The organism is Arenibacter palladensis (assembly GCF_900129275.1).
Classification (GTDB): Bacteria; Bacteroidota; Bacteroidia; order Flavobacteriales; family Flavobacteriaceae; genus Arenibacter; species Arenibacter palladensis.
The window spans coordinates 111293-123994 of record NZ_FQUX01000010.1 but is presented as its reverse complement, the minus strand read 5'-3'; the positions used below and the strand labels follow the sequence as shown (position 1 = coordinate 123994).

Below are 12702 nucleotides of genomic sequence, written 5' to 3'. Positions count from 1 at the left end.
TTTAAAATAGATATTTGAAAAAATTAATAGGTAAAATACAATCTAACCTAGGAATACGTAGCGCACGTACCAAAAATATAACCAAACATGTGTTTTGGTCAATTATATACAAGGGAGGCCATATCGCAGCCAATTTCTTATTGGTGCCGTTGACAATTTCCTATTTAGATACAGAAAATTATGGTATTTGGCTTACCTTGAGCTCTTTTATAGCTTGGTTTACGTTTTTTGATATTGGACTGGGTCATGGACTTAGAAATAAGTTTGCCGAAGCGAAAGCAAAAGGAGATATAGAATTGGCTAAAGGTTATGTAAGCACGGCTTATTTTACAATTGGACTCATTAGTCTAATTTTTGTAGTAACATCTTTGTTTGCAAGTTATTTTCTTGACTGGGCCAATATTTTTAACACAGCAGACTCCAAAAATGGACAATTGCGTATATTAATGACAATTGTTTTTGCCTCTTTCGGAATTCAACTTATTGTAAAACTTATAACAACCATTTATACAGCTGACCAAAGACCATCAATGCAGGGAAAAATTAGTTTTTTAACTGCAGTTTTATCTTTATTGATTATTTGGTTTCTAACGAGAACCGCTAATAGTTCACTACTCATATTTGGTAGCATATTTTCCTTTCTCCCTGTTCTAATATTATTATTCCTTAATTTTAATGCATTTACCAATAGATATAAAGTGTATCGCCCAAATATAGCATATTGGAAAAACAAATATTTTAAAGACATATTTGGATTAGGAGCCTCCTTTTTTATTATCCAATTCTCGGTAATAATTTTATATTCCACTGATAATTTTATTATTACACAGTTATTTGATCCAAAAGCAGTAGTTCCTTACAACATTGCGTATAAATATTTAAGTTTATCATCCATGTTTTTTAGCATGATACTTACCCCATACTGGTCCAGTATAACCGAAGCCTACACCAAGGCCGAATTTGACTGGATAAAAAAATCAATGAAAAATTTATTAAAATTTACATTAGCTACCATAATTCTTATTGTTATAATGACTATTGTTGCTCCCAAATTTTACCAATTATGGATTGGGGAAATGGTCATTGTACCGATGTCTTTAACCATTAGTATGGCCATTTATTTTATTATATCTGTGTTCTACTCCCCTTTCAACTACTTTATTAATGGAACAGGCAAAGTCAAATTACATATGTATTCATTTATAATTGGAGCTATATTGAATATACCATTGTCGATAATATTAGTAAAACAATTTCACTTTGGGGTTGAAGGTGTAATTATAGCTACAAGTATTTGTATTGCCCCCAATATCATTCTATTTCCAATTCAATATTTCAAACTAATTAATAATCAAGCAAATGGTATTTGGAATAAATAATGTTAACAAATTAGGTTATATTATTAATCAATAACAAATGTAAATTGATAATTTGAAAAATAGTCTTTGATTGGTTATATGACTAAAGAGAAATAGAATGACTTTAAGACCTGAATAATACCATGTTAATATCATCATGTAGACCTCACAAGTAATAATACAATGAAAACAAAGCTGAAGATATTAACTATTTATTTATATATATTCTTATTAGTCGCATTTAGCGGTAATCCTTTCTTTAGTCCTACTGATGATGAATTTTCTCGCTTTACACTGGCTACGTTGGTACTAATTCTATCTTTAAGACATTTTACATATTTCGATATAAAAAAAGGGCTACCTTTTTACCTATTCTTACTCTTTTTCATAGCAATTTTCATTTTTCAAAAATTATTTCTTGGTTTTGTATCAATTTTCGGTGCAATTGGGTTTCTTTTGAAGCTGACTTTAGGATACATAGTAATAAGATATATCGGAGTCAATTTTAAGCTTGCCTATTTTAACTTGATTTTTATAATAAGTTTTGTAAGTTTATTTGGTTACGCCTGGAATTATTTTGGCAATGATATACCAGCTATTTATATTAAAGAGAACACCGCACTTTATTCAGATAATTCCGGAAGAAATATCTTGTTATTCCATCAACTTAGCGATGGTTTAAGAAACTCCGGAATGTTCTGGGAGCCTGGAGCATTCGCATGTTATATTAACTTAGTTTTTCTATTTTATATAGGAAAAATAAGGTCGCTTGTTGAAAATAATAAATTTAAGGTCATTATAATTTTATTAGCTTTATTAACAACGTATAGCACGACTGGTTACATAGTTCTATTTTTAATTGGTTTAGTAACCATTTTTATTGAATACTCCAATAAAAACGGAATATTGGTAATTCCAATATTACTTATGTTTGGCACAATTGCTTTTATAACGTACGAAAAATCAGACTTTTTAAAAGAAAAAATGAACGATCAATTCGAGGTGGCTTTAAATAGGGATAAAGGAGAATTTGCGCCAGACCGAATTAGTGCCTTTTTATTTGATATTCATTATATTAAAAAACATCCTTTAATTGGCAACGGACTTCATTCAGAAACCAGATATGCAGACCATCCATGGTTAAAGGAGGAAACCTTAGGACATGGTAACGGTTTTAGTAATTTTGTTGCCTCAATGGGGATATTAAGTCTCCTATTTTACACAGTTTTAATTTTAAAAAATAAAAGAATTCATTCATGGATTTTTGTTTTAGGCATTTTTACCTTGTTGCAAGGTGAACCTTTAATGAACTTCCCACTATATTTAAGTTTACCATTCATTTTTATTTATGAAAAGAACTATAGCCGTACTATTAACCTGCCATAATAGGGTACAGAAAACCTTAGAATGTCTAGAAGCACTATTTAAATCCCGTTTGCCTCAGAAATTGGAGCTTAACGTTTTTTTGGTGGATGATGGTTCTACTGATGGGACATGTAATGCTGTAACAAAGAAATTTCCTGTTGTTAATATTATTCATGGAACTGGTAGCTTGTATTGGAATCAAGGTATGAGGTTAGCATGGAGAACTGCAGCCAGTACCAGCAATTATGACTTTTACCTTTGGTTAAATGATGATACCATTTTAGACAAAAATGCATTGTCCGAACTTTTAATGACTTACGAAGAAGCGGTAGCGATTGACAACAAGGCTGTTGTTGTTACCGGCGCCTGTAGAGCTATAATAAATTCAACTCAATTTTCTTATGGTGGCCGCCTTAACAATGATGAACCAGTTATTCCCAATGGTAAACTTCAGGAATGTGTGTTTATTAATGGAAATGCTGTACTTGTTCCAAATATAATATTTAAAGAAATTGGTAATCTTTCCAATGATTACACGCATGGAATTGGTGATAACGATTATGGTTTACAGGCTATTAATAGGGGTTTCAGTTGTTATACAACTAAAGCATTTATTGCTACATGCCCACCTCATGTGGGTCCTCCTGGTTGGTGCAATCCGGATAATAATATTAATCGCCGTTGGCAAATATTTCATTCTCCTTTGGGATTAAATATTAAGGAATATAAATTATTTAGAAAGAAATTCTGGGGAAAAAAATGGATAATGTTTGTAGCAAAAGCATATGTTAGAATGTTGTTTCCAAAATTATATCATAAAATAAACTTATTCAAATGAAAAAATTAGCACCCATTGTACTATTCACCTATAATCGTTTGAATGAAACTATACGAACAGTCGAGGCTTTACAGCAAAATTATCTAGCATCTGACAGTGAATTATATATTTTCTCGGATGGTGCAAAAGAAAATAATGGAAGAAATAAAATTCAAGAGGTTCGTGACTATTTGCACACCATTAAAGGCTTTGAAAATATCTATATTAAAGAATCAATTAAGAACAAAGGTTTGGCAAATTCAATAATAGAAGGTGTAACTGAAGTGATGGATAAACATGAAAAAGTTATTGTTCTGGAGGATGATTTAATTACATCACCCAACTTCTTAAATTTCATGAATCAAGCACTAGACTTTTATATTGATTCTCCAAAGGTTATGTCAATTTCTGGATATTCAATGAATTTGCCGAGTTTAAATAATTATTGTCAGGATTTTTACATTGGACATAGAGCCTCTTCCCTGGGTTGGGGAACATGGAAAGAGAAATGGATTAATATAGATTGGAATGTATCGGATTATTCATCTTTCAGGTATGACTTTAGGCAACAATTTGAGTTTTTTAAAATTGGTTCTGATATGCCAGGCATGTTAAAAAGCCAAATAAAAGGGAAAATAGATTCTTGGGCAATACGTTGGTGTTACCATCAATTTAAATACAATTTAATAACCGTATTTGCTACCATCTCTAAAGTTAATCACATAGGAATTTCGGAGGAAGCTACTAATGCTGCCGGGGCAATTAAGTTCCACACTCCTTTAGATACTGGCAAAAACACTAATTTTTTATTTCAAGTAGACTTAAAAGAAAATAAACAGATAACAAAGGAATTTAAAGCTAAATTCTCTATTAGCAGACGTGTGATTGATAAATTAATAAAAAAGTTGAATCCCAATAATCATTAGTCCTCGCTATCCTATAATAAAAACCATAGATTGGATGAAGCAGAAAGTTTTGATTTTTCATAAGGGGTTAGCTCCATACCGTATAGATTTTTTTAATGAAGTAAATAACACTTTTAATGCAAAATTTTACTTTGACCATAAAAGTCATGCCGATAACTCCTTTAGTCATTTTAGTGAAAATTATTTAAATTCAAAATGTAATTTTACGATTAATTATTTAGAAAGGGGATTTGAATTTGGTGGGCGCTCCTTTAGGTTTGGCTTAGGTTTTATCCTTAAGAAGGAAAAACCCGAAATTGTAATATGCAATGAATATTGTCCGGTTACTATAATTGTTTTTCTATATTATGTTTTTTTCAAAAAAAAATTTAGATTATATACCATTAGTGATGATAGTTTAGATAATTGTATAAAACGCAAAGGACTGCGGTCAATTGTAAGAAATATCGTTTCTAAAAATATAGACGGAATTATATTTCCCAGTAAAAAAGTTTGTCATTGGTATGCAAATAATATTTCTCAAAAACCTAAGACATTGGAGCTTCCCATAATTCATAAGGACTCAGTTTTCAGAGAAGATTTAGCCAAAAGCTTAGATATCGCAAGGAAGAATATTGGATTGTATAATATTGAAAACAAAAAGGTTATACTATATGTTGGCCGATTGGTGGAACTTAAAAATTTATCTGTCTTAATTAACGTGTTCTCCAAATTAAATGATCCAATTACAGCTTTGGTAATTGTGGGTGATGGTCCTTTAATGAACAATTTACAAGAACTTGTTAGAGCAGTTAACATATCCCAACAGGTATATTTCACTTATAGTAAAGAGGGTTATGAACTTCTCTCCTGGTATGCAATCGCAAAATTATTTGTGCTCCCCAGTACATTTGAACAGTTTGGTGCTGTTGTAAATGAAGCTTTATTGAGTGGATGCAATGTATTGTGTTCAGATAGAGCTGGTGCTTCTTCCTTAATTACGGAAAATAATGGCCTATTATTCGATCCGTATAATGAAGAAGAACTTCACGGTAAAATTAAAAATATGCTATCAAGGGAAGAAGCTACTATTAATGGTATTATAACTCTTCGTGAAAATAAAATGCCATTTACGTTTGATGAAAAGATAAAAGCTCTCTTTGCTAATTTATGATAAAAAATTGATTCAACTAATTTTCTAAAAAATGGTCAAAAGCCTAATATTTATTATAGAACGTAAGATTGCGGTTAATATAAAAAATTTTACCGCCGATAAAAATTACTAATATTTTGTCTAAAGAATTCAAATTTGCCCCTTTCGATCTATACCAAATAAATAGAAGAATTATTCTAAGTGAGTTGACTTTTTATTCGTGTAACGTCTTTGGTAAATTCTATCCCCATCCATGGTTTATGATTTGGGGAAATTAATAAGCTTCTAAATTTTATTTAATCTATGAGTCAAAGAATGACAACTCGTTTAAAGCGTATTTTGTTGGTAATATTAAGAAAAATAACCAACGATGTATTGTATATAAAAATTAGATATTTCATCACCTATAAACGTTTTATCAAATTACAAAAACCAAATACTTTTTTTGCCAAGATCAATTGGCTCAAATTATATGATAGAAATCCATTCTATACCCGTTTAGTCGATAAATTTGAAGTTAGAGAACATATAAAAGAAAAAATTGGTAGTGAGTATTTAATAGAAAACTTTGGTGTTTATGAAGACACTGAAGCAATTGATTTTGACAAATTGCCTAATAAATTTATCCTTAAAGCTACTCATGGAGCGGCATGGCAAATAATATGTGAAGATAAAAACAAATTAGATATTGCGAAATCTAAAAAAATCATGAACAAATGGCTGAAAAGTAATTTTTATGAAATGTGGGGGGAGTATGTCTATAAGAAGGTAAGGCCCAGAATTGTTTGTGAAGCATTACTTTCAAATGAAAATAATCAGGCATTGGTGGATTATAAGTTTCATTGTTTTCACGGAGAACCTAAGTATATTCAAACCGATAGAAACAGATTTAAAAATCACACTTTAGATTTTTATGATTTGGAATGGAGTCGCTTACCTTTTGGACTGTGGTTTCCTCCTTCTGAAAATACCATTCCAAGACCTGAGTCATTAGATAAAATGATAGAATTATCTAAAATATTATCTAATGAATTTAAATATGTACGCGTCGATTTTTACTTTGTAAAAAATAAAATATTTTTTGGGGAGCTGACTTTTTATCCATGCAATGGATTTGGTGTTTTTGATCCGCCATCCATAGATTATGAAATGGGGGAATTATTAAAATTATAAAGTTAAGTCACCTACAAAATTATTTAAATTATGAAAATATTGTTTATCCATAATAATTATGCCAGCAATACAAGTGGGGAAGAATTTGCCGCTGAGGCCCTAGAAAATTTGCTTATCGCTAATGGCCATGACGTAAAATGGTATAGGCGATTTTCGGATGTGATAAACAATTCATTTTCAAAAAAAGTCTCAGCTTTCTTTTTAGGGATTTATAATCCTAAAGCAATTCAGGAAATCACGGATTTACTTTCCAGTTTTGAACCGGACATTGTACAAATTCAAAATCTATATCCCTTTATATCACCTTCAATAATAAAAACCATAAAAAGAAAAGGTGTTCCTATTGTGATGCGTTGCCCCAATTATCGCTTGTTTTGCCCTACTGGTCTTCATATGGATGGCAAAGGCAAAGTTTGTGAAAAATGTTTATCCGTAGGTCGTGAATTTAATTGTGTTGCCAAAAACTGTGAAAAAAATTACGCTAAAAGTATTGGTTATGCCCTCAGAAATTTTTTTGCTCGTACCCTTTGGGGGCTTTTGACCAACATGGATGCTTATATGGTACAGACAGCATTTCAAAGACAAAAATTTATTGACAATGGGATTCCACCAAAGAAACTATTTATTGTTCCTGGATTATCACCCACTATTTATAAAATAGATAAAGCTTTAGAATCGAAATATGTTTCCTTTATTGGGCGCTTAAGCGAAGAAAAAGGCATAACGGAATTTCTGAAGGCCGCAAGGTTATTGCCAACTCTTACTTTTGTGGTTGTTGGTAATTTTACGGCTTCCCATTCCCATCTTAAAGTGAATTCACCTGCCAATGTAATGTGGAAGGGCTTTCTTTCGGGTAAGGATTTGGATTTGATATTCAAACAATCCAAAATAGTTGTAGTACCTAGTAAATGGTATGAAGGTTTCCCAAATGTTATTACCAGAGCAATGAAACATGGAAAACCTGTAATTACCAGTAATTTGGGAGCTATGGCGGCCATTATTGATCATGAGGAAAACGGTTTATTGGTAGAGCCTGGTGATACCATTGGTTTGGCCAAGAATATAAGGGAGTTATATGAGGATAACGAAAAATGCAGCCTATTTGGGGCTAACGCTAAAAGGAAAGCAGACATCTTTTTTTCTACGGCCAAAGTTTATGATGATTTAATCGATCTTTATCAAGGATTGTTAATGGAAAAAGAAAAAAAGACCAGAAAAATCTTGTTCGTCCTTCATTATCCTCCTCCGGTGCACGGGGCAGCAATGGTGGGGCAGTACATTATGGAAAGTATTACTGTGAATGATTACTTTGATACTCATTATATTAACTTGGGCACGTCGGTAAGTGTTGATGAAATTGGGCTTGGCGGTATTTTAAAATTGAAACGGTATTTTAAAATTTTGAGACAAACCTTTTCAAGTATCAAAAGATTTAAGCCTAATTTGGTCTATATAACTTTAACCGCATCGGGTCCAGGGTTTTACAAAGATGCTTTAATAGTCATGCTAGTTAGGTCATTCGGCAAAAAGATAGTGTTCCATTTTCATAATAAAGGAATTGCAGAAAAACAAGATAATTGGTTGGACAATGCCTTGTACAAAATGGTCTTTAAAAATGCTGAGGTTATTTTGCTTTCAAAACACTTATATAGCGATATTAAAAAGTATGTCCCTATTAAACAGGTGCACTATTGTGCTAATGGTATACCTGAAAATAAATTCAAAAATTTAACCCTTAAAAGTGTTAATGAGAAGGTTCAAATTTTATTTTTGTCCAACCTACTAGAATCCAAAGGGGTTTTTATACTGTTAAAAGCCTGTCAACTATTACAAGCCAAACAGTTGCCTTTTCATTGTACTTTTATCGGTAGTGAAGGTGATATTACCGTAGGGAAGTTTCAAGAAAAGGTGATTGAATTTGGGATAAACAATTGTGTTTATTACGCAGGTCGAAAATATGGTGTGGAAAAAGAAAAGGCTTATTCTCAAGCCGATGTTTTTGTATTTCCAACTTATAATGAAACGTTCGGGCTAGTTAATCTGGAGGCAATGCAGTTTGCATTACCGGTTGTGTCCACTTATGAGGGGGGAATACCGGATATTGTTGTAGATGGTAAGACAGGCTTTTTAGTACAGCGCCAAGATGCTGAAGCCCTAGCCAATAAATTGGAAGTGCTTATATTGAATCCAGAATTAAGAGTAAAGATGGGAGAAGCTGGTAGAAAGCATTATGAAGAACATTTTACTTTGGAGGTATTTGAATCTCGATTTTCTAAAATAATGCAAGAATTGGTATAAATGAAACTATTAGGTCACACTATTACACTAGACTACCCGCTACTACCTGTCAAGAAAAAAACAATTATAAACACTATCAACCCCCATAGTTATTGTATATCTAAACAGGATAAAGTTTTTGAATCAGCTTTAAGAGAGTCTACGGTGTTATTACCAGATGGAATAGGAATTGTATGGGCAGCAAAAGTTATCAATGGGCAAAAAATCCATAAAATTGCGGGTTATGATATTTTTATTTATGCTATGCAGTACTTAGAAAGCAAAAAAGGTTCTTGTTTCTTTCTTGGGGCATCAAAAAAAACCTTGAACGCAATAACTCAAAAACTTGCACAAGAGTTTCCTAATGTTAAGGTTAACACATTTTCACCCCCATTCAAACCAGTCTTTTCAACTAAAGAAAGCAACATTATGTGCCAAAAAGCAAATTCTTTTAGGCCTGAAATTATATTTGTAGGCATGACCGCACCTAAACAGGAAAAATGGGTGTACCAATATAAAGATGACTTAAATGCTGAGATTATATGTTCCATTGGTGCGGTTTTCGATTTTTATGCCGGTACCGTAAAGCGCCCGAATAAGTTTTGGATTAAATTAGGCTTGGAGTGGCTGCCCCGCTTTTTTAAGGAACCTAGGCGTTTGGCAAGGCGAAACCTGATATCCACTCCAAAATTTATTTTGGAAGTGATTTGTTTTAAAATATTGGGTCGGGGTATTTTAAAGAAATAAATACCCATGGGAAAACGACATTAGGTCATTGCCACAAGACTTTAAATATTAAATTTGCCAGCTAAGAAGTTTTAGAACAAATATTAAAAATATAATTACCCAAAATAAATATTTAAGATATACCATCATATGCAAGAAGATTATAAATTGATTTATACAAGTGAAGATGATACATCTTTCAAGCTCAAGGAAATAATTCAGAAATATATGCGGTATTGGCCATGGTTTATTTTGACCACATTTATCTGCATGGGATTGGGCGTTGCATATTTACGTTATGCCCCTATCAAATACCAATCAACAGCCAAAATTAAAATAGTAGACGAAACCCAGGAATTAGATATAGCTTCCAGCGCGCTCTCCCTGTTGGGTGGTGGCTCCAAGGTCAATTTAGATAATGAGATTGAAATTTTAAAATCCTACCGCATCCTTTCGCAAGTGGTCAATGAATTGCACCTGGATATTTCCTTCTACGAAGTGGGTAATGTAAAAACCAGACGCATCTGGGCCCCGCCCTTCCAGATTACTAAACATATAGCGGCAGATAGTATTAGAGCACCAAAACCTTATATAATCGAATTAGGTGAAATGGGAATCACAATCACCGATGTAGATGAAAATACTTATACGCCCAATCTAAACGAACCGGAACAGCCTACGGAAGGCCTTCCCTTTAGCATTAAAATGGTGGAGGGTATAGACCCTGTCTTTTACGAAGGTATTACCTATAAAGCCGTGTTAAACCCCTTTAAAAGTACAGTACTAATATTAGCTAGGGATTTGCAGGTAATTTCCACCAGCAAGGATAGTGAGATTCTATCACTTACTTTGGAAAGTGAAAGTATGGACCTCAACGAGGCCATTTTAAATACCCTAATAGAAAAGTTTAATCAGGACGGGATCCTGGACCGCCAATTGGTAAGCCAGCGTACCCTGAACTTTATAGACGAACGCTTCCTCTACCTAAGTCAGGAACTGGATTCCATTGAAGGCGGCAAGGAAAGCTTTAAGCGTTCCAACAACCTCTCCTATATTGAGGCAGACGCAGGCATGAGCCTACAGCGAAAGTCAGAGACCGAGGAAGAGGTGATTAAACTTGAGAACCAGATTTCCATATCGGATATCCTAAAGGAAACGGTCATCAACCAAAGTGATTACGGCCTTTTGCCCGCCAATATTGGGATTGAGAACGCCAGTCTTAACAACTTGGTAGCAGGCTATAACGAAATGGCCCTGGAACGGGAAAAACTCCTGCCCACCGTGGGTGCTAACCACCCTACCCTACAAAATCTGAACGGCCAATTGGAGCGCGCCAAGGTCAACATTATAAAATCCGTGAACATCTACGGTACCCAATTAAGAAATTCGCTCCGGCAATTGAAACTGGAAGAAAGCCGGGCGGGATCCGTATTTTCCAGATTGCCGGAAAAGGAAAAAATGCTGCGCTCCATAGAACGCCAACAGAGCATTAAGGAAAACCTTTTTTTACTCTTGTTACAAAAAAGGGAAGAGGCTGCCATTAGCTATGCGGTAACCGCGCCCACGGTTAAGGTGGTAGACTACGGACTAACCAATGACATTCCGGTATCTCCCAAAAAGACCATGGTCTATGCGCTGTCCTTACTGGCGGGCATGTTCCTGCCCTTTGCCGTGCTCTATATCCGCTTTACCCTGGATACCAAAATACACGATCGTAACGATATAGAAAAAGTAACCACCGATATCCCCGTGGTGGGTGAAATTCCGTTCTTTAAGGACGTAAAAAAGAAATTGGAATTGAACGACCGTTCCATTATGGCAGAGTCGTTTCGGATCTTAAGTACCAATGTAAATTATCTTTTGGAAGAGAAGGACAATGGTTTGGGGCAAGTGGTCATGGTAACCTCCTCCATTAAGGGCGAAGGCAAGACCATGTTAGCCCACAACCTGTCCCTGGCCTATGCCAGTCTTAACAAAAAGGTATTGCTCATTGGAGCCGATCTGCGCAATCCGCAATTGCACAACTTTTATAACATCAGTGTCAATCACAAAGGTCTGTCCGACTACCTATACGATCCAGGCATGAATTGGAAAGATTGTGTCGTAGCCAGTGGCGCGGACAATCCTAGCTTGCAAATTTGCTTTGGGGGTTCCATATCCCCTAATACACCCAAGCTCCTGTCCGGTTCTGCCTTTGAAAAGTTCATCACCGCGGCCAAAAAGGAGTTCGATTATATTATAGTGGATACCGCCCCAACCATGTTGGTAACGGACACCCTCCTGATCTCCAAATTCGCCGATGCCACGGTCTTTGTAACCCGCTCTGGCCTAACGGACAAGCGCCTCTTGGAATTCTCCAAAAACCTGCACAAGACCAAAAAGCTTAAAAACATGGCCTATGTGGTCAACGGTGTGGGCAATGGCAAGGCCAAAGGTTATAATTATGGCTATGGTTATGGGTATGGGAGTGATAATTGATCAATGTACAATTAACAATTAGCAATGAACAGTTTTAAAGTTTAAAGTTCAAAGTTTAATGCCCGTCACTTCGAGCCTGCCTACCGGCAGGTAGGTGATTTTATGTAGCGCAGCGAAATAAAATTGTATCGAGAAGTAGAAAGGTGTTATAATGTTGAATTGTTCAAAGTTGGTATTATGTAGTTAGAAGCTAGAATCTGGAACCTAGAGACTAGACTAAAGTCTTGTACTAAAAGTTATATCACTAGGTGCTCCTTCCTTGGGGAAGGTGGCTTCGACGCAGGAGAAGATGGAAGGGGTAGCCTAGGTGGCAATCTGCTTTTTACAGTGTACAGTAGTTAGTGGTCAGTGGTCGGTGGCTCAAACGGTGAACAAAGAACAAAGGACAGTTTTCCTCAGCCAAAAGCCATTAGCCAAAAGCCAATAGTTTGTTTGTTCAACATTGTTAAT

General features: G+C 34.6%; 9 protein-coding genes. All 9 read left to right on the top strand.

The annotated features are described in order from the left end of the window. Nucleotides 1–14: 14 nt before the first annotated feature. The 9 genes from BUA60_RS20270 (at nucleotide 15) to BUA60_RS20220 (ending at nucleotide 12252) form a co-directional block, all read left to right on the top strand. A complete protein-coding gene (locus BUA60_RS20270; RefSeq protein WP_072864990.1) occupies nucleotides 15–1379 on the top strand; it encodes a lipopolysaccharide biosynthesis protein in 1365 nt (454 codons plus the stop codon). Between the two features lie 162 nt (nucleotides 1380–1541). Continuing rightward, nucleotides 1542–2744 (top strand): O-antigen ligase family protein, encoded by a 1203-nt coding sequence (locus tag BUA60_RS20265; RefSeq protein WP_072864988.1) that lies wholly within the window; start codon nucleotides 1542–1544, stop codon nucleotides 2742–2744. Then, nucleotides 2707–3561 carry a glycosyltransferase family 2 protein gene (locus BUA60_RS20260; RefSeq protein WP_072864986.1) on the top strand — a complete coding sequence of 285 codons (855 nt, stop codon included), beginning with the start codon at nucleotides 2707–2709 and terminating at the stop codon, nucleotides 3559–3561. The genes BUA60_RS20265 and BUA60_RS20260 overlap by 38 nt, the downstream gene beginning before the upstream one ends. Further along, on the top strand, nucleotides 3558–4466 hold the full coding sequence (locus BUA60_RS20255) for a glycosyltransferase (RefSeq protein ID WP_072864983.1): 909 nt from the start codon (nucleotides 3558–3560) through the stop codon (nucleotides 4464–4466). Before BUA60_RS20260 ends, BUA60_RS20255 begins: the two co-directional genes overlap by 4 nt. A 34-nt stretch (nucleotides 4467–4500) precedes the next feature. Further along, nucleotides 4501–5619: a glycosyltransferase gene (locus BUA60_RS20250; protein ID WP_072864981.1), complete on the top strand. Its 1119-nt coding sequence runs from the start codon at nucleotides 4501–4503 to the stop codon at nucleotides 5617–5619. A 282-nt stretch (nucleotides 5620–5901) separates the two neighbouring features. Next, complete coding sequence (locus BUA60_RS20240) at nucleotides 5902–6771, top strand: ATP-grasp fold amidoligase family protein (RefSeq protein ID WP_072864979.1); 870 nt, start codon at nucleotides 5902–5904, stop codon at nucleotides 6769–6771. 30 nt (nucleotides 6772–6801) lie between these two features. Next, nucleotides 6802–9069 carry a glycosyltransferase family 4 protein gene (locus tag BUA60_RS22805; protein ID WP_084532709.1) on the top strand — a complete coding sequence of 756 codons (2268 nt, stop codon included), beginning with the start codon at nucleotides 6802–6804 and terminating at the stop codon, nucleotides 9067–9069. Continuing rightward, the gene (locus tag BUA60_RS20225) at nucleotides 9070–9795 is read left to right on the top strand and encodes a WecB/TagA/CpsF family glycosyltransferase (protein ID WP_072864977.1); all 726 of its coding nucleotides are present in this window, start codon (nucleotides 9070–9072) and stop codon (nucleotides 9793–9795) included. A 129-nt stretch (nucleotides 9796–9924) separates the two neighbouring features. Further along, a complete protein-coding gene (locus BUA60_RS20220; RefSeq protein WP_072864975.1) occupies nucleotides 9925–12252 on the top strand; it encodes a GumC family protein in 2328 nt (775 codons plus the stop codon). Nucleotides 12253–12702: the final 450 nt, after the last annotated feature.

What these genes read in the sequence shown, in the direction of transcription:
- BUA60_RS20265 (WP_072864988.1), top strand. Translation starts at nt 1,542, where the DNA reads ATGAAAACAAAGCTGAAGATATTAACTATTTATTTATATATATTCTTA.
- BUA60_RS20260 (WP_072864986.1), top strand. Translation starts at nt 2,707, where the DNA reads ATGAAAAGAACTATAGCCGTACTATTAACCTGCCATAATAGGGTACAG.
- BUA60_RS20255 (WP_072864983.1), top strand. Translation starts at nt 3,558, where the DNA reads ATGAAAAAATTAGCACCCATTGTACTATTCACCTATAATCGTTTGAAT.
- BUA60_RS20250 (WP_072864981.1), top strand. Translation starts at nt 4,501, where the DNA reads ATGAAGCAGAAAGTTTTGATTTTTCATAAGGGGTTAGCTCCATACCGT.
- BUA60_RS20240 (WP_072864979.1), top strand. Translation starts at nt 5,902, where the DNA reads ATGAGTCAAAGAATGACAACTCGTTTAAAGCGTATTTTGTTGGTAATA.
- BUA60_RS22805 (WP_084532709.1), top strand. Translation starts at nt 6,802, where the DNA reads ATGAAAATATTGTTTATCCATAATAATTATGCCAGCAATACAAGTGGG.
- BUA60_RS20225 (WP_072864977.1), top strand. Translation starts at nt 9,070, where the DNA reads ATGAAACTATTAGGTCACACTATTACACTAGACTACCCGCTACTACCT.
- BUA60_RS20220 (WP_072864975.1), top strand. Translation starts at nt 9,925, where the DNA reads ATGCAAGAAGATTATAAATTGATTTATACAAGTGAAGATGATACATCT.